Origin of the sequence: Streptomyces sp. NPDC003247 (assembly GCF_042888135.1) — a bacterium.
In the GTDB taxonomy this organism is placed as follows: domain Bacteria; phylum Actinomycetota; class Actinomycetes; order Streptomycetales; family Streptomycetaceae; genus Streptomyces.
On the sequence record NZ_JBIAPF010000003.1, the window covers coordinates 623,314 to 646,901 of the forward strand.

Annotated in this window: 15 protein-coding genes; 8 read left to right on the forward strand and 7 right to left on the reverse strand. The window is 75.9% G+C overall.

Translation table 11 applies throughout. From position 1 onward, the window contains the following. Nucleotides 1–117: 117 nt before the first annotated feature. Nucleotides 118–300 (reverse strand): hypothetical protein, encoded by a 183-nt coding sequence (locus ACFYWQ_RS12160; protein WP_389515380.1) that lies wholly within the window; start codon nucleotides 298–300, stop codon nucleotides 118–120. A gap of 336 nt (nucleotides 301–636) precedes the next feature. Here ACFYWQ_RS12160 and ACFYWQ_RS12165 point away from each other — a divergent pair, with 336 nt between their 5' ends. The 6 genes from ACFYWQ_RS12165 to ACFYWQ_RS12190 all read left to right on the forward strand — a co-directional run bounded on the left by ACFYWQ_RS12165 (nucleotide 637) and on the right by ACFYWQ_RS12190 (nucleotide 7,547). Then, on the forward strand, nucleotides 637–1,722 hold the full coding sequence (locus ACFYWQ_RS12165; RefSeq protein WP_389515381.1) for a radical SAM protein: 1,086 nt from the start codon (nucleotides 637–639) through the stop codon (nucleotides 1,720–1,722). Next, nucleotides 1,719–2,414, forward strand: a complete 696-nt coding sequence (locus tag ACFYWQ_RS12170) for an iron-containing redox enzyme family protein (RefSeq protein ID WP_389515383.1) — start codon at nucleotides 1,719–1,721, stop codon at nucleotides 2,412–2,414. Before ACFYWQ_RS12165 ends, ACFYWQ_RS12170 begins: the two co-directional genes overlap by 4 nt. After that, entirely contained in the window at nucleotides 2,411–2,611 is a 201-nt protein-coding gene (locus tag ACFYWQ_RS12175; RefSeq protein WP_389515385.1) for an aroma-sacti cluster domain-containing protein, read from the forward strand. Before ACFYWQ_RS12170 ends, ACFYWQ_RS12175 begins: the two co-directional genes overlap by 4 nt. Before the next feature lie 103 nt (nucleotides 2,612–2,714). Further along, entirely contained in the window at nucleotides 2,715–6,041 is a 3,327-nt protein-coding gene (locus tag ACFYWQ_RS12180; protein WP_389515387.1) for an adenylate/guanylate cyclase domain-containing protein, read from the forward strand. Further along, on the forward strand, nucleotides 6,038–6,937 hold the full coding sequence (locus ACFYWQ_RS12185; protein WP_389515389.1) for a S8 family serine peptidase: 900 nt from the start codon (nucleotides 6,038–6,040) through the stop codon (nucleotides 6,935–6,937). Before ACFYWQ_RS12180 ends, ACFYWQ_RS12185 begins: the two co-directional genes overlap by 4 nt. 10 nt (nucleotides 6,938–6,947) lie before the next feature. Beyond that, nucleotides 6,948–7,547 (forward strand): GAF domain-containing protein, encoded by a 600-nt coding sequence (locus ACFYWQ_RS12190; protein WP_389515390.1) that lies wholly within the window; start codon nucleotides 6,948–6,950, stop codon nucleotides 7,545–7,547. Between the two features lie 590 nt (nucleotides 7,548–8,137). Here the strand turns inward: ACFYWQ_RS12190 and ACFYWQ_RS12195 are convergent. From ACFYWQ_RS12195 to ACFYWQ_RS12215, 5 genes are all read right to left on the reverse strand, one after another. Further along, complete coding sequence (locus ACFYWQ_RS12195) at nucleotides 8,138–11,113, reverse strand: helix-turn-helix transcriptional regulator (protein WP_389515392.1); 2,976 nt, start codon at nucleotides 11,111–11,113, stop codon at nucleotides 8,138–8,140. Between the two features lie 279 nt (nucleotides 11,114–11,392). Then, nucleotides 11,393–11,533: a hypothetical protein gene (locus ACFYWQ_RS12200; RefSeq protein ID WP_389515394.1), complete on the reverse strand. Its 141-nt coding sequence runs from the start codon at nucleotides 11,531–11,533 to the stop codon at nucleotides 11,393–11,395. A 147-nt stretch (nucleotides 11,534–11,680) separates the two neighbouring features. Then, a complete protein-coding gene (lanKC, locus tag ACFYWQ_RS12205) occupies nucleotides 11,681–14,281 on the reverse strand; it encodes a class III lanthionine synthetase LanKC (RefSeq protein ID WP_389515396.1) in 2,601 nt (866 codons plus the stop codon). Between the two features lie 200 nt (nucleotides 14,282–14,481). Continuing rightward, a complete protein-coding gene (gene lanKC, locus ACFYWQ_RS12210) occupies nucleotides 14,482–17,145 on the reverse strand; it encodes a class III lanthionine synthetase LanKC (protein WP_389515398.1) in 2,664 nt (887 codons plus the stop codon). A 92-nt stretch (nucleotides 17,146–17,237) separates the two neighbouring features. Then, nucleotides 17,238–18,731 carry an MFS transporter gene (locus ACFYWQ_RS12215; protein WP_389515400.1) on the reverse strand — a complete coding sequence of 498 codons (1,494 nt, stop codon included), beginning with the start codon at nucleotides 18,729–18,731 and terminating at the stop codon, nucleotides 17,238–17,240. 195 nt (nucleotides 18,732–18,926) lie between these two features. Here ACFYWQ_RS12215 and ACFYWQ_RS12220 point away from each other — a divergent pair, with 195 nt between their 5' ends. Together ACFYWQ_RS12220 and ACFYWQ_RS12225 are read left to right on the forward strand one after the other, a co-directional pair. Then, on the forward strand, nucleotides 18,927–19,388 hold the full coding sequence (locus ACFYWQ_RS12220) for an Lrp/AsnC family transcriptional regulator (RefSeq protein ID WP_389515401.1): 462 nt from the start codon (nucleotides 18,927–18,929) through the stop codon (nucleotides 19,386–19,388). A 170-nt stretch (nucleotides 19,389–19,558) separates the two neighbouring features. Then, complete coding sequence (locus tag ACFYWQ_RS12225) at nucleotides 19,559–22,399, forward strand: LuxR C-terminal-related transcriptional regulator (protein WP_389515403.1); 2,841 nt, start codon at nucleotides 19,559–19,561, stop codon at nucleotides 22,397–22,399. Nucleotides 22,400–22,411: 12 nt separating this feature from the next. Here the strand turns inward: ACFYWQ_RS12225 and hemE are convergent, their stop codons facing one another. Next, complete coding sequence (gene hemE / locus ACFYWQ_RS12230; protein ID WP_389515404.1) at nucleotides 22,412–23,479, reverse strand: uroporphyrinogen decarboxylase; 1,068 nt, start codon at nucleotides 23,477–23,479, stop codon at nucleotides 22,412–22,414. Nucleotides 23,480–23,588 lie beyond the last annotated feature (109 nt).

Here is a 23,588-nt window from a genome sequence, read left to right on the forward strand (position 1 = left end):
CATCCCGAGGGAGGCCGGCCCGGACGGCTGGGGTGCACGGCCCGGACAGCGGGCGGACGCCGCCGGTCCCGGCGGGGGGCGTCCGGCGCTCACGCGCGGGAGGCCCCCCGCCGGCGGTCACACCGCCGACGTCGCGCTGACGAGGCTGATGCAGGAGCCCTCGGCCTTGTCCATGTCCTTGCCCAGGCCCTGCGCGTCCAGGACGGAGCTGTGGGCCTCGACCTCGGGGGCGTCCTCGTTCTGCTCCTCGACGGGTTCGATGTTCTCGGCCATGGTGATCTCCTCATGGGTCGGGGTCATCCGCCGGCTGCTGGGTCGCCGTCCGGCACGAACAGCACGTTAGGGAACGGGAGTTCGACAACACTCGATCACCGGTATGGAAACGGTGTCGGCCCAGCTCGCGGAGGACGTCGCCGCCGGACACCCGGCACCGCACCCCCGGCACCCGGCACTCGGCACTCGGCACCGCACCCCCGGCGCTCCGTGCCCCGCCCCCCCTCGCGTCCCGACGGGCGCCGCGACCGGCGGCCATACCGGTCCGCAACCGCCCGTCCACCGGATGCCAACCCGCCCCGGGGAACCTGCTGGTCGAGACGGCCGCACCTGGGCGGCACACCGACTGACCGGGGGCGGCTCATGGAACTGGCCGAACTCATCGGACTGCGACCGGTTCCGGCGGCGGGACTGCTGGTCACCCTCACGCGGCGCTGCCCGTTGCGCTGCGCGCACTGCTCCACCTCCTCCACGCCGACCGGGGAGGAGCCGGACGCGCAGCACCTGGAGCGGTTCGTCGGCTCGTTCACGGCCGAGGACCGGCCCGAGGTGATGATGCTGACCGGTGGGGAGCCCCTGCTGCTCCCGGACGCGGCGGCCCGGCTCGCCGCCCTGGCCGGGCGCGCCGGCACCCGTACCGCGCTCCTCAGCGGCATGTTCTTCGCCAAGGGGGGACGGATACCGCCCCGGATCATGCGGGCGATCTCGGCCGCCGACCACTTCTCGGCCAGCCTGGACGTCCACCACGAACGGGAGGTCCCGCGCGCCGACGTCCTGCGCGCCGTACGGCAGGTCCTCGACGCGGGGATCGCGGCCAGCTTCCACCTCACCGGCAGCGGTCCGGACGATCCCTATCTGGCGGAGGTGACCGCGCACATCAGGCGGGAGTTCGCCGACCGGGTGCCGATGCTGGTCAACGAGGTCCGCCCGCTGGGCCGGGCGGCCTCCTGGGCGCAGCGGGCGCACCGGCCCCTCGACGCGCGCCGGGCGCTGCCCTGCGCGATGGCGGCCTGGCCGGTCGTGGCGTTCGACGGCGCGGTGCTGGCCTGCTGCAACCAGCGGGTGGTCGACCGGCGACCCGTCCCCCGGCACCTGTCCCTGGGCCACATCGCCGAGGACGGCTGGGGCGCGGTGCGCCACCGCGCGCTGTCCTCGCCGGTGCTGCGGATGATCAGGACGGTCGGTCCCGCGCACCTGTACGCCCGCCACCGCGCCGACGGCCGGGAGCCGGACTACTGCGAAACCTGCCGCGGCCTGTCCGACCACCCCGAGGTGCTGGCCGGTGCCGCCCGGGAGGCGTCCGGCCCGGTGGGCGCCCTGCTCGACCGGGAGGCGTCCCGGATGCAGGTCGCGGCCGGGCCGGTGGAGGTCGTGCGGCGTCACGGCTGCCCGCCCTACGCGGAGCTGGTGGCGCTGCGCCCCGCCGCGGGCGGCGGTGCGGCGGGATGAACGCCCCGAGCCGGTCGGCTGCGCTGCGCGTCAAGCTCGCCCTCACCGCCCCCACGCTGAACGCCGCGGCCGCCGCGCTGTGGGAGCCCTCCGGCGGGCCCTCCCGCCATGTCTCCCGCTACGTCGCGTACCTGTACGCCATGCACGCCCTGATCCGCGCGTCGGTGCCGCTGATGGAGCGGGCCGCCCTGCGCTGCGGGGAACTGCCGCCGGGCGACCCCTCGGCGGTGCCGCTCGCCCGCTACCTCGAACAGCACATCGAGGAGGAGCGGGGCCACGACGACTGGCTGCTCGACGATCTGGCCGCGGCCGGCGCCGACCCGGCGCCCGCGCGCCACGGCATCGGCCCGCCCGTCGTGGCCGGCCTGGCGGGTGCGCAGTACTACTGGGTCGAGCACCACCATCCGGTCGCCCTCCTCGGCTACATCCGGGTCCTGGAGGGCAACGCGCCGGCGCCCTGGCTGGCCGGCCGGCTCGCGGCGCGGACCGGGCTGCCCGCCGCCGCCTTCCGCACCGTGCGCGAGCACGCGGAACTCGACACCGGGCATCTGGCGGCGGTGGACGGCCTGATCGACTCCCTGCCCCTGACCCGGGACCAGGAGGAGGCGGTGACCGTCAGCGCGCTGCACACGGCCGACGGGGTCGCCCGGCTCTTCCTCCAGCTGGCAGCCACTCCAGGAGGTTCTCCATGACCGACCGTCACGACCCGCTGACCCGTCTGCGGGCCGCGGGCTTCGCCGTGGACGCGTTCACCGAGGAACAGCGGGAGGTGCTCCGCGCCCTCACCCCCCACGAGCTCGGCGTGCTGGTCGACATCAAGGGCCGGCTGGACGACAGCGGGCCCGAGGTGCAGGCCCACATGGACATCGCGGGCGGGGCGCTGTTCTGAGCCGCGCGCACCGCGACCGCGCCGGACCCGGCGTCCGGTTCCACGGCGTCCCCCACGCGAGGGACGTCCCCCCACGTCCCCCACGCGAGGAAGGACAGCGGACATGCCCGAGTGCTCCGCGTGCCGGCGGGTGCTGCCGCCCGACGCGCGTTTCTGCCCGTCCTGCGGCGCGGCGTGCGCGCCGCCCGCCGGTTCGCCGGCCGGCCGCAAGGTGGTCACGGTCCTCTTCTGCGACCTGGTCGGTTCCACCGCCCTCTCCGGCGCTCTCGACCCGGAGGTCCTGCGCACCGTCACCCTGCGCTACTTCGACCTGATGAGACGCCGGATCGAAGCCCACGGGGGGACCGTGGAGAAGTTCATCGGGGACGCCGTCATGGCCGTGTTCGGCGTGCCCACCGTGCACGAGGACGACGCCCGCCGCGCGCTCGCCGCGGCGCTGGACATGGTCGACGCGCTGGACGGGCTGAACGCGGAACTCGGTGCCCTGCCGGGGGTCCGCCTGGACGTCAGGATCGGGGTCAACACCGGTCAGGTGGTGGCGGGCGCCGACGCCTCGGCGCGGCAGGCGCTCGTCTCCGGCGAGACCGTCAACGTGGCCGCCCGGCTGGAGCAGAACGCCGCCGCGGGCCAGATCCTCATCGGCCCCGACACGCTGCTCTCCGCGGGTCCGACCGTACGGGCCGAACCGGTCGGGCCGCTGGCCCTCAAGGGCAAGGCCGAGCCGGTGACCGCGTACCGGCTGCTGGAGGTCGGTGAGGACGACCCCGAACTCCTGCGCCGCTTCGACGCCCGCTTCGTGGGCCGCCGCGGCCAACTGGACGCGCTGGACACCGCGCTCGCCGCGGTCGCCTCGGACGGCGGCGCCCGGCGCGTCCTGGTGCACGGGGAGGCCGGACAGGGCAAGACCCGGCTGGTACGGGAGTGGCTGCGGCGCACGTCGCGGCCCCACCGGCACGGAGCCGGCCGCTGCCGGCCCTACGGGGAGCAGGGCAGCCTCCGCCCGCTCGCGGACGCGGTGGCCGAACTGCTGGCCTCGAGCGGGCGCCGCCCGGGGACGGACCCCGCGCGTCCGCACGCCGGCGCCGGGCGGCCGGGCTTCGACGAGGCGCTGCGGCTGCTGGACGGGGGCCTGCTGCGGGACGGCACCCCGAACCCCTCGCTGGACGAGACCTGTGCGGCCCTGGTCCGGGTCCTGGGCACGCTGGCCGCCGACTCCCCCGTCGTCCTGGTGATCGACGACGGCCAGTGGGCGGCGCCGCTGCTGCTGGACGTCCTCGACCGGCTGCTGGGCGAGCTGGACGGCTCCGGCGTGCTGCTCGTCTGCCTGACCCGCCCCGAACTGCTGGAGTCCCGTCCCGATCCGCTCGGCGCGCCGACCCTGTCGCTGCCGCTGACGGGGCTGTCGGACGAGGAGTCCGCGCTGCTGGCCGGGGAACTGACGGACGTCGCCGCCCACCGGGACCGCGTGCCGGCCGGACTGCTGGAGCGGGCGGGGGGCAACCCCCTGCATCTGGAGCAGTTGCTCGCCGCCGCGGCCGAGAGCGGGTTGCGGGACGGACTGCCGCCCACCGTGCAGGCCGTTCTGGGCGCCCGCATCGACGCCCTGGAACCGCGCGACCGGAGCGTCCTGGACCTCGCCGCCGTGCTGGGCCGGGAGTTCACCCCGGCCCAGCTGGCGGGGCTGACCGGGGCGGAGGGGCTGACCGGGTCCGAGGGGCCGGAGGGGCCGGAGGGGCTGAACAGGCCCGAGAGGCTCAAGGGGCCAGAGGGGTTCAGGGGGCTGGAGGGGTTCAACGGGCCGGAGGGGGCCGTCGGGGCGTGGGGCGGCGGTGGTCCGGTCGCTGTTCCGGTCGCTGTTCCGGTCGCTGTTCCGGTCGCCGCGGACGTCGTACGGGCCGCCCTGCGCAGGCTCGTCAGGCGCCGGCTGGTGGAGCCGGGGCCCGCGGGCCGGCCCGGTGAGGCGTCCTTCCGGTTCGCGAGCGGGCTGGTCCAGGAGGTCACGTACCAGTGCCTGTCCAAGCGGGCCAGGGCGGAGGGACACGCGAGGGCGGCGGAACTGCCGTCCGTGCGCGCCGCCGGACCCGCGTCGGTGGGCGGCCACCTGGAGCGTGCCCACCGTCACCGCAGCGAGCTGGGCCTGTCCGACGAGGTCACCGACGCGCTGCGGGTCCGCGCAGCCGGGACGCTCGGCGAGGCCGGCGCCCAGGCCCTCGCCCGCGCCGACCTGCCCTGGGCCGAGGACCTCCTGGAGCGCGCCGTCGCCCTGCACCGCGCGGACGAGGCGAGCGGCACCGCCGCCGTCCGCAGACTGGGCGAGACCCGGCTGGCCCTGGGGCGCACCGGCGAGGGGCGCGAGCTGCTCCGGCGTGTGCTGGCGGCGCCGGGGGACCCGGTCGAGGCCGCTCATGCCCGGCTGGCCCTGGCCACGGTGAGCCCCGGCGGCGAGACACCGGCCGGGGCGGCGCGGGCCACGCTCGCCGTCTTCGAGGCCGCGGGGGACGACCTCGGGCAGGCCCGCGCCTGCCTGCGGCTCGGGCAGCGCTGCCAGGCCCAGGGCCGGCACGGGGAGGCGGCCGACTACCTCGCCCGCGCCCTGACGCACGCGGTGAACGCCGACGGCGAGCCCGAGCGGGCGGCCGCGCTGGGCGCGACGGGCATCTCGCTGTGGCGGGGGCCGGAGCCGGTGGCGTCGGCCCTCGGCCGCTGCCGAGCCCTCCTCGCCGAGCACGGCGCGGAGCGCCGCACGGTCAGACTGACGCTGAGCTGCCCCCTGGCCCTCCTCCTCGCGCTCGACGACCACTGGGACGCGGCCCGCGAGAGCCTGGCGGAGGCCGGGCGGCTGGCCGTGGAGCTCGGGTACGCCGAGGCCCGGGTCTTCCTGCCGGTGTTCGGCGCGACCGTGGAGACCCTGGCCGGCCACCGGGACCGGGCCCTCACCCTGCTGGAGGGCGCGACCGAGCAGGGCCGGCGCTACGGCGCCGGCACGCTGCTGGACGGCATCGCGCTGGAGTCCGCCCGCCTGCTCGTCGAATCCGGCCGGTTCACCGAGGCCGCCGACGTCGTCGGACGGCTCGCACGGAAAACGGACAGGCCGCACGTCGAGACCGTAGAACTGGACGGCCTGCGCGGCCGGCTCGCCGCGGCTCGGGGGCTCACCGGCGACGCCCTGCGGTTCGCCGGCCGTGCCGTCGACGCGGCGACCGCCACGGACTCCCCGGCCGTGCGGGGCCTGGCCGCCCTGGACCACGCGCACACCTGTCTGCTGCTGGGCCTCGGCGACCGGGCGGCGGCCTCCGCGGCGGAGGCCGGGACCTGGTTCGACGCCAAGGGCCACCGGCCGGGAGCGCGCCGGGCCGCCGAGGTGCTCCGCCTCGCCTCCGACCGCCCCGACACCACCCCTGTACGCCCGGACCGGATCGAGCATCGATGAGCGCGCCCACCACCGCCACCACCACCGCCCCTACCGCCACCACCGCACACAGCCGTGAGCTCACCTGGAGCCTGCGGGGCAGGAGCCCCGAGGACATCCCCGTCGCGGCGGACACCTTCACCGACGTCACCGCGGCGGCCGAGGAGGGCACGGGCCGGGGCGTCCGGGTCTGTGTCGTCGACTCGGGCGTCGAACGCGACCACCCCGCCGTCGGCACGGTGCACGGATCGTGGGTCGTCGTGAAGGACGAAGACGGCATCCGGGTGGAGAGCACGGACACCGGTGACACCTGCGGGCACGGCACGGCCTGCGCGGGCATCGTCCGCCGCGTCGCACCGGAGTGCGAACTGCACAGCGTCCGCGTCCTCGGCGAGCGCTTCTCCGGCACCGGGGACATCCTGCTGGCCGGGCTGCGCTGGGCCGTGCAGCAGGGCTTCGACGTGGTGAACCTGAGCCTGTCGACGACCAGGACCCGCTTCGCCGGGGAACTGCACGCGCTGGCCGACGAGGCGTACTTCGGCCGCACGGTGATCGTCGCCTCGGCGCACAACACCCCGGTGGAGAGCTTCCCCTGGCGGTTCGCCTCGGTGATCTCGGTCGGCAGCCACCACGAGGACGACGCCGGCCTGCACCTGTACAACCCACGGCCGCCGGTGGAGTTCTTCGCCCCGGGCCAGAACGTGGAGGTCGCCTGGCTGGGCGGCGAGTCCATCCGCACCACCGGCAACAGCTTCGCCACCCCCTTCATCACCGGACTGGCCGCCCGGATCCTGTCCGCGCACCCCCGCATGACCCCCTTCCAGCTGAAGACCGCGCTCTATCTCTCCGCCGCCAACGTCCGTCTCCCTCACGTCGGCAGCGGTCCGGGCACCGCCGCCGGCGGCATCGACCAGTAGAGGTGTCAGCGTGTCCCATCACATCCCGCCCGCCGCGGACCCCTCCGCGACGCCGGGCGACCCATCGGCCGGGGAACTGCTCCAGTCGATCGTCGACGTGGCCCGCGCCATCTTCGGGGCCCAGGCCGGCTCGATCTTCCTCCTGGACGAGGACGCCGGGGAGCTGGTCTTCCAGGCCGTCTCCGGCCGGGGCGAGGAGTTCCTGGTCGGCAGGCGCTTCCCGGCCGACCGCGGCATCGCGGGCTGGGTGGCGGCCTCCGGGGAGCCCATGATCGTGGACGACCTGACGGCCAGTGCCTCGTTCGACCGCTCCCTGGCGCAGTCCACCCAGTACGTCCCCGACGCGATCATGGCGGCACCGCTGATCCACGGCGATCGCGTCCTGGGAGTGCTGGAGGTCCTGGACCCGGCCGTCCAGTCCCGTTCCAGCCTGTCGGAACTCGACCTGCTGTTCCTCTTCGCCCGCCAGGCCTCCATCGCCCTGCACATCGTCAGGCGGCACGCGGACGCCTCCGCCGCGGGGCCGGACCTCGCCCCCGACCGGCGCACCGCGGCGGCCCGGCTGATCCGCCAGTTGGAGGAACTGCTGGTGGAGGCACCGCAGCCGTGACCGCGGCCGGACCGCCCGCGGCGCCGGAGGTGCGGCCCTCAGCGGGTTGCCGCCGCCACCGCCGGACTCCCGGGCGGCCTGGCCGGGCCGCCCGGCCAGGCCGCCGGGCCTCGACGCCGGGGCCGCCACGCCAAGCCGGCACGCCAGGCCACGACGCGGGGTCGGGCCGCCAGGCCGCGACACCGGGGCAGGGACGCCAAGCCGGGACGCCGGGGCCGCGACGCCAGGCCAAGCCGCCGGAGCCGGCACGCCAAGCCGAGCCGCCAAGCCGCGACACCGGGGCCGCGACGCCAAGCCGGGACGCCGGGCCGCGACGCCAGGCCGAGCCGCCAAGCCGCGACACCGGGGCCGGGCCGCCAGGCCGCGGCACCGGGGCTGGGCCGCCAGGCCGCGGCACCGGGGCTGGGACGCCAAGCCGAGCCGAGCCGCTGAGTCGGGCCGGCATGCCAGGCCGCGACGCCAAGCCGAGCCAAGCCGCCCAGCCAAGCCGCCGGAGCCGCGACGCCAAGCCGAGCCGCTGAGTCGGCACCGTCACGCCGAGCCGAACCGCCGCAGCCCGGTGCCCGGCCCGCACCGGACGTCGGCCGGTCTCAGGCCCCCCTGCGGGTGTCCTCGGAGGTCATCACGGCGATGAGGGCGGCCCTCGACCGCACTCCGGTCTTGCGGAAGACGCGGGTGAGGTGCGCCTCGACCGTCTTGGGCGACACGACCAACGCGCGGGCTATGTCGCCGTTGGACAGCCCCAGCGCGACCAGGCGCGCGATCTCGCGTTCGCGGACCGACATCGGCGGGCCGGTCCCGTGCGGCTCCCGCGCCGTACGCGGCTGCCGGGCGCCCAGCCGGCGCTGGACGTCCACGGCCTGCTGTCGCAGGTGGCGCGCCCCGCACGACTCGGCGAGCCTCTTGGCGTGCCGGGCCGCGGCCAGTGCCTCCTCGTCCCGTCCCCGGGCCGCCAGCGTCCGCGACAGCAGCAGCCCCGCCCGGCATTCCATCACCACGAGCCCGGCCGTGCGGAAGTCGCCGATCGCGGAGCGCAGCGGCCCGATCGGGTCGGCCGAGGTGTGGGCCTCGGCGAGGGCCGCGTGGCCGCGCTGGCCCGGCAGTCCCAGCACCTCGGCGTCCAGCCGGGCGCGCCGGGCCCAGACACGTCCGTCACCGTGGTCCCGGGCCGCCGCGGCCTCGGCCGCCAGGGCGTACCACATCGGTCTGACGCACCGTGCGGTGCCGGGAGGCCCGCTGTGCTCGGCGGCGGAGCGGGCCAGGTCCAGGGCCTCGTCCGGACGCCCCTGGGCGACCCGGATGCCGGCCAGCACTCCCGCGGTGACGCCCCACGGCCGGCCGTCGGCGCCGGCCTCCTGCACCGCGCGCTCGGCGAGCGGCGCCGCGGCGTCCGGCCCGTCCAGCAGGGAGGTGGCCCAGGCGTTCAGGGCCAGGGCGAAGCCCAGGACGGACGGCCGGTCCAGCAGGCGGGCGGTCTCCTCGGCCTCCTCGGCGGATCGGAGCGCGTCGGCGGGCCGGCCGGCGGCCAGTCCGGCGTAGGAGTGCGCCAGTTGCAGATGGGGGAGGACGAACAGCTGTCCCGTCTCACGGGCCAGCCGTACCCCGCGGGTCGTGTGCCGCAGCGCGTCGAGGTGCCGCTCCGCGAGGGCCTCGGCCCAGCCGAGCTGGCACACGGTGTCCAGGTGCGCGGCGAGGACGGTGTCGCCCGTCGCGTCGGCCAGGGCGCACGCCTCGGCCGCGGACCGCCTCAGGGCGGTCACGTCCCCCTGGCATGCGCCGGCGTGCGCCAGCCGCACCAGGGCCGCCATGCGCTGCGGCTCCTGACCGTCCGGGGTCCGGCGCAGGACGTCGTCCACCAGCTCGGCCACCCGTTCGGGCGAGCGGGGACCGGCGCGGCACAGCAGCCTCACGGTGGCCAGTTCCAGACGCATCGGGTGGGCGACCGCGTCCGCGCCCTCCGGCACCCGCGCCAGTTCGGCCTCCAGCAGGGCCTCGGCGGCCCGGTAGTCGCCAAGGTGGCGTTCGACCATGGCGTGGAAGGCGACACGCCGCGCGCTCTCACGGGTGGGGCGATGCGGTTCCGGGGGCGTCCGCCGCAGCAGCTCCCGGCATGCGCGCAGCCGGCCGCTGAGGCCCAGGGCCCGGGCCAAGGAGGCCGTGAGGGACGCGCGCAGCCCCTCGCGGTCCTCGACGAGCAGGCTCAGCGCCGTGCGCAGCCACGACGCGGACAGCGCGGGGTCCGTGTCCATGAGCCCGTCAGCGGCCTCCCCCAGCAGGCGGATCGCGTCCATGTCCCCCATCCGCCCCGACCGGGCGACGTGCGGGGCCCGTTCCAGGGGGCCGGCGCCGGTGTCCCGCAGCAGCCGGTCGGCGCGGGCGTGCGCGTCCCGGCGCCAGGCCGGGGGGATGCTGCGGTGGACGGCGGCCCGCAGGACCGGGTGCCGGGCCCGGCACAGCCTGCCGCGCGGATGGTCGTCCCGCAGCAGGTCCAGGGCCACCAACCGGTCGAGGGCCGCGGCGGCGACCGGCGGATCGCACCCGGCCACCACGGCCAGGTGCGCGGGTTCGAACTCGTCGCCCAGCACGGCGGCGGCCCGCAGGACGTCGGTCTCCACGGTGCCGAGCGGCGCCAGTTCCCGCGCGACGGCCGTCATCGCGGACACGGCGGCCTCCTCGGACAGCACGAGGTCGTGGGGGTGGTCGACGCCCCTCGGGGCCTTCGGGGACAGGGACAGGATCCGCAGGTACAGGGGGTTCCCGCCGCTCGCCCGGTGGAGGATCCGCCGCCGCTCGGGGGGCGTCGCCGGTCCCAGGAGCGTGTCCACCGCGTCGCGGGACAGGGGCCGCAACGCGACCTGGTCGACCCGGCAGGCGGTGTGCGTGTCCGTGAGGGCGGCCATCAGCGGTGCGGACGCCTGACGCGGGCGCAGGGCACCGACCAGGACCAGTCGCGTCCCGGCCCGCGGACGGCGCAGCAGGTCGCTCAGCAGGTCCAGGGAGCGGTCGTCCGCCCAGTGCAGGTCGTCCAGGCTCAGCAGCACCGGCCGGTGGCGTGCCGCCGCCCACACGAGGTCGCCGATGACGTGGAGCAGCCGGTCCGGCCCGCCGGCCGCCGTTTCCCGCCGCGACCGGCCGGCGGCCAGGTCCGGTTCCAGCAGACATCGGTGCAGGAGCGTCCGGTCGGCCGGGGCGACGGCCGCCGTCGGTACGGGGTCCGCCAGCAGCCGGGCGACCGGCTCCGCGAAGAGCGCGAACGGGCGGTCCCGGTCCCGCGGGGACGCCCGTCCCGCGAGCAGGGTGAACCCGGCCCGCTCGGCCCGCTCCCCCCACTCCGTGAGCAGACGGGTCTTGCCGGTCCCCGGATCCCCGGTCAGCCGCACCAGCCGGGGCCCCGCGGGCGAGCGGTCGGCGAGGATCCGCCGCAGGCGGTCCGTCTCCTCCTCCCGGCCGACCGGTGGCCGGCGGGCGGCCGTGCGTCCACCGGGTAACCGGACCGTGCGCGGCACCTCCGTGCGCGGCACCTCCGTGCGCGGCACCTCCGTGCGCGGCACCTCCGTGCGTGGCACCTCCGTACGCGGCACCTCCGTACGCGGCACCTCCGTACGCGGCACCTCCGTGCGTGGCATCTCCGTGGCGGTCTGTGCGTGGTCCACTCTTCGCCTCGCTCTCGGACGGACGGGTCTGCACTGCCTGCGCGTTCGTCGGCTGCACAAAGCCGTGGAGAGCTTCACAGACTTCGGTCGTCCGGGGCATCAGAGGAACTACGTAATGCGGTCGTACGTAGAAGCCGTGGACACCGGCCGCGGCCGGCTGCGGTGTCCACGGCGGAGCCGTGCTCTACGGGGTCACAGGGTCTCGGAGTAGTGACTCGCGAAGATGCTCAGGCAGGGGTACTTCCCTTCCGCCCGGAGGCCCTCCGCGAGGTCGTCGGCAAGGTCGTCGGCGAGGTCGTCGGCGAGTGTCTGCAAGGCGAGGATCTGCGCCATGGTGAGGTCTCCTTGTCCTCCGGCGGCCGGTTAGTTCGCGATGTCGACCCAGGAGCTGGCCCAGATGCTGAAACAGGGCACGGCCGCCTCCTCGTCCTGGGTCTCGAGCTGCTGGAGGGCGAGGATCTCGGTCATGGTCGACCACCTTCACTTTCTCGTGGGTTCGGGGATTTCCAGGGTGAACCAGTCGTCACCCGGTCCGTGGAGGACTCGGTGCAGGGCCAGCAGGACCCCGGCGCCACCGCCGGCCAGGTCGGCGCTGAACCGGAGCGAGTCCTCCCCGGGCCAGCGGACGCCGTCACCGTGCGGGACGGCGTACTTGAGGAGCCCGGTGGCGAGCCGTACCGCGTCCTCGCGGTCGGCGGCGGCACCGGTGTGGTCGGCGTGGTCCGCGATGAAGTGGACGAGTCCGGCGAACCCTCCGTGCAGGCCCGCCCGGATCGCGCAGACCTTGCGGGCGTCGGCGACGATGCGGGGCAGGGCCGCGGCGCAGCGTTCGTCCCGGGTGGACGCGACGTAGCGCAGGAGTGCGGTTCCGACGCCCGCGGAGCCCGCGCCCAGGTAGGGCATGACGCGCTGGTTCACGCCGTTGTCGGAGAACGACAGGGAGCCGTCGGGAAGCGCCACCGCGCGGTCCAGTTCCTCGTGCAGCAGGCGCCGTCCCGCCGCCAGGTAGCGCTCGTCGCCGGTGTCGTGGGCGAGGTGGTGCAGGAAGAGCGCGACTCCGGAGCGGCCGTGGAACAGTCCGCGGGCGTCGTGGCGACCGAGGGCCGGCCTCAGGTCGGCGGTGTGCGAGAGGGCGTCGCCCGCGGCGGCGGCCCGCTCCAGGTGGTGGGCGTCGCCCGTGCGCCGGTGCAGGGCGAGCCAGGCGAGGCCGACCCCGGCCCGTCCGCCGGCGAGCGTGGCCGACGACGCGGTCAGCGGATGGCCGTCGGCGGTGCGCAGCAGGTCGAGCGCCTCGTCGAGGTGGCCCAGCCGGACCAGGACCCGGGCGACGCCCGCCAGCCCCGCCTCCAGGCCGGGCGGCAGTTCGTCCGCCGGGTCCGCCGGGCGCGCCGAGGACAGGGCGTCCCGGCGCAGCCGCTTGTCGATGTCGTCCGGGATCGGCGTGCCCGCCCGGTGCAGGGCGTGCACCACTCCGGCGGTCCCGTACGCCACGCACACGGTGTTGGTGCGGAACGCCGGGGGCGGGGGCGGGAAGACCCAGTCCGGGCGGGCGGGGTCGGCCATGGCGAGCAGTCCGGCCGCGGTCCGTTCGGCGAGCCGCGCCAGGCAGGCCGACGGGTCGGCCTCCACCTCCGCGGGGGAGGGCAGCGCCGCGGACGTGTCGGCGGCGGGCCGGTGGAAGGCGGTGGCCCGCCGCCACAGGTCGCCCGGCACCGGTGCCGCCGCCGCCAGGTCGCGGTGCAGCAGGGCGAGGTTCGCCGACGTCAGCCGGGGGGTGTTGGGGAAGGGGGCCAGCAGGGTGAGCGCGACGGCGGCCGTGCCGTAGCGGTCCGCGAGGAACGGGTCGAGGGGGTGGGCGGCGACCACGTCGGGGGGCGGGACGAAGCCCGGGGTGCCCATCCGGGAGGGGGCCGCGTCGGCCGGCGTCACGGACTCGAAGTCGACGAGCCGGGCTTCCTTGTCCTCGGTGACGATGACGTTGCCGGGGCTGACGTCGCCGAACCGGTACCCCAGGGCGTGCAGCCGGCCGAGGGCGGCGTCCAGGGAGGCGAGGACGCGCCGGCAGTCGGCGTGGTACCGGTCGAAGTCCTCGGCGGGCCGGCCGGCCTGGAGGACGGGCGAGCCGCGGCCGATCCAGTCGCGCAGCGCGACTCCCTCGACGTGTTCCATGACGAGGAAGTCGTGTTCCCACTCCGTGAACAGGTCCAGCGGCTCCGGGCACACCCCCGGCGCGGCTTCGTGGACGGCGGTCAGGACGTCGTACTCGTGGCGCAGCCGCTGCCGGGCGTCGGCGCCGTCCCAGGTGTAGCCGTTGTGGGCGCGCGCCTCCTTGAGCAGGACGAGGCGCCCCGTGCGGGTGTCCCGGGCCCGGTAGGCCCCTCCGGCGTTGCTCGGCTGGAGCACCTGGAGGACTTCGTAGTCGCGGATCCGGATCGCGCCCCTGTGCGGCGCCGGCTCCTCGGCGACGAAGGGGTCGGTGATGCCGTCGGGGAGGGTGAAGGCCGGTCGCCGCAGGTCGACGGCGTCGCGTCCGTGGCCGTCCCGCAGCAGCGGTTCCCTGGTGCCGTCGGGCAGCAGCCGGCCGCGGCGGGTGAAGGCGCCGTAGCGGTAGTGGACGGTCCTGGAGTCCCGGTAGCGGCGGTCGGACAGGACGTAGGTGCCGTCCTCCGCGTGCAGGGCGTCGGCGAGCCGGCCGAGGAGGCGTCGCGCGGTGTCGTCGTCGGGCGGGTAGACGGCGCAGAACTTGCCCGACTGCGCCCGCGGGGCGTGCTTGTGGTGGAGGAAGAGGAAGAAGAACCGTGCCGACACGTGCTTGAACGGCACGTCCTCGGCGAAACAGGTGTCCGCCACCACGTCCAGGACCTCCTGGGCGCGCTCCAGCCGCGCCGAGACGTGGATCTTCCAGCCCTGTTCGGCACGCCGGACCCGCGGGCCGCTCCACGCCGTCCAGATGTCCCGGTCGGTTCCGCGCCAGCCGGCCGGGACCCGGGCGGGGGCGAAGCGGGGGCCGGGGTCGGCCATCGTGGCGAGCGGCGCGTAGAACTGCTCGTCCGCGATGGCCTCGCCGAGCGAATCGAACAAGGGGTTCTCCTCCGGTCGTCGTCCATGCGTCGTCGTCCGTGCGCCGTCGTCCGTGCGTACGTCGTCCGTACGTCGTCATCCGTGCGCCGTCGTCCGTGCGTACGTCGTCCGTACGTCGTCATCCGTACGTCGTCGTCGACGCGCCGTACGTCGTCGTCCACCCGCCGTCGTCCGTGTGTACGTCGTCCGTGCGCCGCGGGTCAGCCCGTGGCGAGCAGGGGCAGCAGGCCGCCCTTTCCCTCGAACACCGTGTGCAGGGCCAGCAGGACGCCCGCCGCTCCGGTGGCCAGGTCCGCGGACAGGCGCAGCAGCCCGGTGCCGGGGAAGAACAGGCCCTCGTCGCGGTGGACGGCGTGCCAGCCGAGCCGGCGGACCGCCGCGTCGACCTCGCCGCGCCGCTCGGGGCCGCCCAGGCCGCCCAGCACGGCGATCAGTCCGGCCCGGCCCCGCATCAGGCCGGGCTCGCGCACGAAGTGCGACGCACAGCCGCGGCACACCGCGTCCAGGAAGGCGGTGAGGCGCGGGTCGTCGACGTGTTCGAGGTACTCCCGGGCCACCAGGGCGATGCCGCCGCTGCCCTCGTCCAGGTACAGCAGGTGCCGGTGACCCTGTTTCACCTGCACGATCCCGTCCCGCATCGTGACGCAGCGGTCGAGGTCCCGTTGCAGGGCCGCGCGCGCCATGGCCAGGCGCCGCTGCTCCCCGGTCGTCCGGTAGAGCTTCAGCTGGAGCAGGGCCGCACCGCTGAAGCCGTGCATCAGTCCGGCGTACGGTGGCGCCACCACGCCGGACGGCGCCTCGCCGCGCACGAGGGCGTCCAGCCGGTCGGCGGTGCGCGTCGCGGCGCCCAGCAGGGCGTCGTCGCCGGTGACGGCCGCGAAGTGGCCGAGGCTCAGAGCCGTTCCGGCCTGGCCGCCGAAGAGGCCGGCCTGTCGGGGGTCACCGGCCGCGCGGGCGCGGTCGAACACCTCCAGCGCCTCGTCGCGCCGGCCGAGTTCGTCGAGGGCGACGGCCGTCCCGTGCAGACCGTCGTACAGGCCGGGTGCCGCACCCGGGCGGGCGCGCCGGGCCGCCGCCACCAGCCAGTCGGTGTACTCCTCGCTCACCTCGGCGCCGGTCCGGCGCAGGGCGAGCAGCACCCCCGCCGCGCCGTGGGCGACCGCGTGGCCGCCGGACGCGAAGACCCGCCGGTCCGCCGGGAAGAGCCGGTCCTCGCGGTCGGGCGTGGCGCACGAGCGAAGGCCGGCGAGCAGCCGTTCGCGGACGGCGGGCCAGTCCGTGGCGGGACCGTCGGACGTAGCCGGACCGCCGGACGTAGCCAGACCGCCGGATGGGGCGGGACCGTCGGACGGGGCGGGACCGTCGGACAGGGCGGAACCGTCGCACGGTGCCGGACCGTCGAAGAGGTCGTCGCGGTCGCGGCCCGCGCCCCGGGGCGTCGTGCCGGCCGTCGTCGCGCCGCCGATCACGGGTCGGCGCGGCCCGTCGGCGGGTGACAGCCCGAAGCGTTCCCGTGCCACCGCCTCCAGGCGGTCGGCCTTCCCCGGGTCGCGCTCCAGCGTCTCCACCATCGGCATCAGCAGACTCAGCCAGGTGGCCCACAGACCGTACCGGTCGGCCTCCGCGCCGGTGGCCCCGGCGGGTGCGGCGAACCCCGCGGCGCCCACCCGGGGCAGGTCGGGCCGCGTGAGGTCGGTGGCGTACTCGAAGTCCACCAGCACCACCGAGTCGTCGGGACGGACCATGACGTTGCCCGGGTGGACGTCCCGGAAGCACAGTCCCCGCCCGTGGACGGCGTCCAGTGCCGCGGCCAGGCCGTCGGTGACGGTGGCCACCCAGCGGGCGTAGTCCCGGAGCGCCCGCGGCGACTGGTCGCGGCCCGGCACCGGGTAGCGTTCGATCATCGCGTCGAGCAGCCGTTCGCCCTCGATGTACTCCTCGACGAGGAACAGGTGCTCCCAGACGGTGGCGACGCCGTGGACCCGCGGCACGCAGTCCAGTCCCCGCAGCCGGCGCAGGGCGCGGTGCTCGCGGTGCAGCCGCTCCACGGCGTCGTCGCGCGCGGCGTCCAGGCCGCCGTACGGACGTGCCTCCCTGAGGACGACCCGCTCCCCGGTGACGCGGTGCTCGGCGAGGTAGATGCCGCCCGCGTTCGAATGGTGCAGGGCGCTGCGGACGGTGTACGGGAAGTCGCCCCATCCGGCGTTCCGCCGGGCGGCCAGGTGGGGCTCCAGCACGGGGGGCAGGCGCACCCACTCGGGGGTCCGGAAGACCGGGCCCCGCTCGTCGGGGGCGAGGTCGCCGGAGGGGGTGCGCAGGGCCAGCACCCGCGTCCCGTCCTCGTCCGTGCACCACTGCTCCGCGAAGGCCCCGTAGCGGACGTGGACCGGGCCCGGCCCGATCCGCAGGTCGCTGAGGACGTAGGGGCCGGGCAGACCGTCGAGGGCCTCGGCGAGTTCCCCGACCAGGGCCGTGAACTGCGCGTCGTCCGCCGGGTACACGGCGACGAACTTCCCGCTGCTGCCCCGGCTCATGTACTTCTCGGACACCAGCCGCAGGGCCGCCTCGCTGCGCAGGAACTTGAAGGGGACGTTCCGGGCCAGGAGGATCCGGGTGGCCTTCTCCAGGGTCGTTCGCGCGTGTTCCGGGACCGCCGACAGGTGGATCTTCCAGCCCTGTGCCACGGGCGGGGCGTTCAGCGGGGTCATCGTGGTCCACAGCCCGTAGGCGCCGCGCCGCCAGCCCGGCGGCACCTCCGCGCGGGTCTGCGGGTAGCGGGTCTCCTCGTCGGCGAGCCGGTCCGGCGTCTCGAACCAGTCGGGGTCCGCGGCACAGTGGACCAGGGCTTCCTGCGGGTCTGCCATCCTGCTCTCTCCCATGGGCGCGTCGGGCTCTTCGCACGTGGTCCGGGCCGGCCGGCGGCCCGTGGGGGGTGTCCGCGGGGTGTGTCCGCGGATCAGCCCGGCCCGGAGCCGTGGCGCTCCTCGGCCCCGCGCGCCGGGGCTGGTCCGAACGGGACCTGCCGGTCACCGGCGGTGCCCTGCGGGGCGGCGGCGGGAGCCTCCTGCCGGAACGCGCCGGGCACCGCGTCGCCAGCGGGCACCGCGTCGCCGGAGACCGCGTCGCCGCAGGGCACTACGCCGCCGGACACCGCGTCGCCGGAGAGGCCCGATGCGTCGGAGGAGCCCGCTTCGCCGGAGGACACCACTTCGCCAGAGGACACCGCTTCGCCAGAGGACACCGCGTCGTCGGAGCGCGCCCACGACACCAGGACGGCGCAGAGCAGGAAGACCGCGCCCAGCACGGCGTACGTGGTCCCCGGCCCCGAGACGGAGAGCAGTGCCCCGCCCGCCAGCGGACCGAGCGGCTGGACGAGCGAGGAGAGGAACCCCCCGGCGCTCTGCACCCGCCCGACCATGCCCTCCGGCGCGGCCAGCAGCATCGAACCGGTGAACCCGATGCCCGCGATCGTCGCCAGCGCCAGGCACAACGCGGACAGGCTACCGAGGTACCAGACGTCCTGGCTGAGCGTCATCAGCAGGGCGGCGGCGGCGCAGGCCCAGCAGGTGCCCGCGATCAGCGGTCCCGGGCGCAGGCCCGCCGGGAGGCGCGCCGCGGCCAGCGCGCCGGCCAGCGCGCCGGCGGCGGTGAGGGAGACGACCGTGCCGCCGCCGATACCGGACCGGCCCTCGTCCGAGGCCGTGGCGAGCGAGACGAACATCAGCGCGCTGAACGCCGCGTTCATGCCCAGCCCGAAGACGAGCAGCACGGTGCGCAGGTACGGGCGCCGCCAGATGAAGGCCATGCCCGCGGTGAACTCCCGCCTGCTGAACGCGGGACCGGCCGCCGCAGCGGGCGCCGAGCGGGTCCGGACGCACACCAGGCAGATCACGGACACCAGCAGGCCGACGACCTCGGCTCCGAGGGGAAGCGCCGGATGGACGGCGAACAACGCCCCGCCGACCAGCGGTCCGACGAGCCGCGCGGCCGAGGACCTGGCCTGCAACTGGGCCGAGGCCGCGGTGAGCCGCTCCTCCGGGACCACGGCCCGCAGCAGCCCCAGGGAGGCGGGTCCGACGAGGCCGGCGATCACGGCGTTGGCCACGGCCACCAGCATCACCAGGGCCAGCGGTGACCGCCCCAGCGCCACGGCCGCGGCGAGCGAGCCGACCAGGACGGCGCTGCCCGCCTGGCACCACAGCATGAGCCGGCGCCGTTCGACCACGTCGACCAGCGCCCCCGCGGGCAGCATGCTGATCAGCAGGGCTCCGACCGCCACACTGCCCACCGCGCCCGCCTGGACGGCCGAACCGGTCTGGCGCATCACCAGCAGGGGAAGCGCGATGGACGTCAGCTGCGCGCCCAGGGACGTCAGCAGGCCGCCGACCCACAGCAGCCGGAAGTCCCTGATCCCGCTGAGCTTGACGCCGCCAGGCGATGAGGCGTTCACGATGCCGTCCCCGTCCGTCCGCAGAGGCCCCGGAACGGTCACCGCCCCGGCGGACGTGACGTTAGGCACGGCGGGTTCGGCAACGGTCGAGGGGCGGTATGCGAGCGCCTTGTCCACGTGGTCGGGCCCGGGACGCGCTCCGCCCGGCTTGGTACGGTCGCGTCCCAACGCGCCCCGGGGAAGGGAAGACGATCGGTGACGGCCCCCATCGAACTGGACACGGTCGACAAGACCCTCATCCGGCTGCTCCAGCGGGACGGCCGCGCGTCGTACACCGACCTCGGCAAGGAGGTGGGACTGTCCGCGCCGGCGGTACGGGCCCGGGTGCAGCGGCTGACGGAGCGCGGACTGCTCCAGTTCGCCGCGGTGACGGATCCGCTGAGACTGGGACTGCCGGTCATGGCACTGCTCGCCATCAAGGTCGACGGCGGCCTGAAGGAGACCATCGACGCGCTGGAGCGCATCGACAGCGTCATCTACCTGGTGTCCACGGCCGGCTCCTGCGACCTGTTCGCGGAGGTCGTGTGCCGGACCATGGACGACCTGTCGCTGATCATCAACGACAGGGTCCGCACGCTCCCGGGCGTGCGCTCGGTGGAGTCCTTCCCGTACTTCGGCATCCACGTGCACCGGTTCACCTGGGACATCCCGGACTGAAACAGCCACGGAACCCCGAGAACGTTTAATACGGTATTCAGGCGCATAGGTAGCTTAAGAAAAGTAAGTCGAGCGGCCTCGCCACTTCCGTACGGTTGTTCCGGCCGATCCTCGTGGCCGGAGCCGGACCAGGTGGGTGCCGGACCGCACACGGAGGGGGAACGGCACCCATGGTCGCAGTGCCCGTACCGGCCGCCGGGGAACTCCCGGTGGCACGGGAGGCCGAACTCGCCGCGCTCGCGCGGATCGTGGAGGCCCTGGGGAACGGCCACGGCTCGGTCGTGGAGATCGCCGGAGAACCCGGCATCGGCAAGACCCGCCTCGCCACGGCCCTGGCGGAACTGGCCGCGCGGCGCGGACTCCCGGTCGCCCGGGCCCGTGCCGCCCGCGCGGACCCCACCCCGTTACAGGTGTTCCGCGACGCCTGGACGGCACGGCGGTCCTTCCCGCAGGCGGCCGGGAACGGGCCGGAGCCGTTCGACGAGGACGGCCGGCTGACGCCCGCCCGGTGGGCCGCGGGCGGCGTCCTGGTGCTCGACGACGTCCACGGGTGCGACCCCCGCTCGACGGCCGCGCTCGCACGGCTGGCCCGCTCCCCCGAGCCCGGCCCGTTCGTGCTCGCCCTGACCCACCGGCCCCGGCAGACCCCGCCCGGACTGCTGGAGGCGCTGGAGGACGGGGTGCGGACCGGCACGGTGACACGGATCGAGCCGGGCCCCCTCGACCCCCCGGCGGTGGCCGCCCTGCTCACCTCATGGCGCACGCCCGAGGGCACCGGGCCGCACGACCCGGCCGGGCTCGACGGGTTCGCGGGTCAGGTGTGCGCCGCGGCCGGGGGCAATCCGCAGTACCTGCGCCTGCTCGTCGCGGCGGACTGGCACCCCGGCCACTGGCCCGAGCGCTCGGGAACCGACGCCGACGGGCTGCTCCGCGAGGCGAAACCGCTGATCGCCGAGGTCGACGCGCTGACGCCGCGGGCCGCGGTCGCGCTGTCGGCGGCGGCCGTGCTCAGTTCCCCGTTCCGGCCGCAGGACGTCGCCCAGGTCGCGGGGCTGGGGCTGGACGACACCCTCGACGCCCTCGCAGAGTTGGAGCGCGCCGACCTGGTACGGCCGGCCGACTGGAGCGGAAGGCTGCGCTTCCGCCATCCCGTCGTCGGCCACGTCGCCTACGAGAGGGCCGGTCTGTCCTTCCGGCTGCGAGCCCACCACCGCGCCCTCGACCTGCTCACCGCCCGCGGCGGCCGGGCCCACGAACGGGCGCGCCACGCCGAGCACCTGCTCGGCACCGACGCCGCCCTCGCCGCCCGCGCCCTGTCCGAAGGAGCCGCGGACATCGCCGCGCGGGCACCGGCGACCGCGGCACGCTGGCTGCGCCTGGCCCTGGAGTCACCGCCCGGCCGGGACGGCACCCCCGGCTCCCGCACCGAGCTGGAACTCGCCTGCTGCCGCGCGCTGATCGCCTCGGGGCAGCCGGAGGAGGCCCGCGCCCGCGCCCACGAACTGCTGGCGGACCCCCGCGCGGACCTGAGCGAACGGCAGTCGCTGCGGGCCCACGCCGTCTGCGCCGACGCCGAGCGGCAGCTCGGCCGGTACGAGGAGGCGACGGCCATGGTCTGCGCCGCCCTCGACGCGCTGCCCCGGCCGCTGCCCGATCCGTTACCGGCCGAAGCCGTCGGGCTGGTCATCGAGTACGGCCTGGTCCACGTGGTGCGCGGCCGGCACGACCAGGCGCGTGACCTGCTCCGGGAGGCCGCGCGGACGCCGGGCGAGGCGGACCGGACGGACCGCACCGTGCTGCGCGTCCTCTCCGCGCTCTGCGCCACCCACTCGGGTGACCTCGCCGAAGCCGGACCCGAGGTCACCCGCTGCGCCGGGCTCCTGGACGCCCTGCCCGACCCCATGGCCGGCCGTATCCCGGAGACGCTCGCCCTGCTCGGCTGCGCCGAGCTCTACCTGGAGCGGTTCGCGGACGCCGCCCGCCACCTCGGCCGGGGGCTGGACGCCACCGGATCGGACGCCCACCGGCCCATCCTGATGCACCGGCTCCTCGCGCTCGCCATGGTCGAGCAGTGGACCGGCCGCCTGGCCGCCTCCGAAGGACGGGCCCGCGAGGTCGAGGCCCTGGCCCACGCCCTCGGCGCCCCGGACGCCGTGGCCCTGGCCCGGGCGATGCGCGCGACGACGCTGGTGTGGTCCCACGGCCGGCAGTACGCCGCCGAGACGATCGCGCTCGTCGAGGAGGCGACGACGGCCTCCCCGCCCGGCCACAGCTGGTGGAGCACCTCCGCGACCGGTCTGCTGGCCCAGGCACGGCTGCTCGCCGGCGACGCCGCCGGGTGCCGGCGGACCCTGCTGGACAACGGGGGCGGCGAGGAGCTGCCGCTGGTCCGCCCGTTCTCCCGGCCCTTCGCGCTCGCCCTGCTGACCACGGCCGCACTGGAGTGCGGTGACCACGAGAGCGCGCACCGCATGGTCCGGACGGCCGAGGCGGAAGCCGGACGACTGGGGCTCGCGGTCCAGCAGGCCTACGTGCACGACGCCCGCGCCCGGCTCCACCTGGCCGAGGGCGAGCACGAGGCGGCCGCCGCGCTCTTCGAACCGGCCGCGGCGGCCTTCCGCTCCGCCGGCATGCCGGTGCAGTACGCCTGGACGCTGGCGAGCGGCGCGCCCGCGCTCGCCGCGGCCCAGGGCCGGGCCGCGGCCCTGAGCCGGCTGGACTCGGCGGAGGCGGTCGCCCGCACCTCGGGGGCCCGTCTCGTGCAGGAGCGGGTGGCCCGCACGCGCACCGAGCTGTCCGACCGTCACCGGACCGCGCACTCCCTCGCCCTGCTCAGCGAGCGCGAACGCGAGATAGCCGAGCTGGCGGCGACGGGGCTGCGCTCCCGCCAGATCGCCGAGCGGCTCTTCCTCAGCACCCGCACGGTGGAGACGCATCTGTCGCGCGTCTACCGCAAGCTCGACGTCTCGTCCCGGCTCGCCCTGTCCGTCCTCCTGCGCCGCGCCGGGTGACCCGGCTAGGACTCAGCGGGCGGTGTGCGTGTGGACGTACTCCACGAGCCGGGTCAGCGCGTCCGGGTCGGTGGAGGGCATGACGCCGTGCCCGAGGTTGAAGACGTGGCCCTCCAGTCCGGCGGCCGCGTCCAGCACCTCGCGGGTCTTCGCCTCGACGGCCTCCGTGGTGGCGAACAGGACCGTCGGGTCGAGGTTGCCCTGGAGCGCCTTGCCGGGGCCGACCCGGCGGGCGGCCTCGTCGAGCGGGACGCGCCAGTCGACGCCGACGACGTCCGCGCCGGCCTCGCCCATGAGCTTCAGCAGCTCTCCGGTGCCGACGCCGAAGTGGATGCGCGGGACGCCGTACCCGGCGACGGCGTCGAACACCTTCGCCGAGGCGGGCATCACGGAGCGGCGGTAGTCGGCCGGGGCGAGCGCGCCCGCCCAGGAGTCGAACAGCTGGACCGCGCTCGCGCCCGCCTCGATCTGCACCTTCAGGAACGCCGCGGTGATCTCGGAGAGCCGGTCCAGCAGGTCGGCCCAGAGCTCGGGGTCGCCGTACATCATCGCCTTGGCGTTCTCGTACGTGCGGGAGGGGCCGCCCTCGACGAGGTAGCTCGCGAGGGTGAACGGGGCGCCGGCGAAGCCGATGAGCGGGGTCGGGCCGAGTTCGCGGGTGAGCAGTCCGATCGCCTCGGTGACGTAGGAGACGTCCTCGGGGGTGAGGTCGCGCAGCCGGGCGAGGTCGGCGCGGGTGCGGACCGGCTGTTCGACGACCGGGCCGACGCCGGGCTTGATGTCGAGGTCGAGGCCGATCGCCTTGAGCGGGACGACGATGTCGCTGAAGAAGATCGCCGCGTCCACGTTGTGCCGGCGCACCGGCTGGAGGGTGATCTCGGTGACCAGCTCGGGCCGCATGCAGGACTCGAGCATCGGGATGCCCTCGCGGACCTTGCGGTACTCCGGCAGGGAGCGCCCGGCCTGCCGCATGAACCACACGGGCGTGTGCGGCACGGGTTCACGCCTGCACGCCTTGAGGAAGGGGCTGTCGTACGTCGCTGTCGGCCGCCGGCCGGCGGGGCTCTCGTTCACGCTCACGACGGCAAGTCTCGCACGCCGCCGCGGCCGCCGGAGCAGCCCCCTGCCGGGCCCGCGGACCGTGCGCCTGTTCGCCCAGCGCGCACCCGCCGGGGCCCCGCGCGCGGGT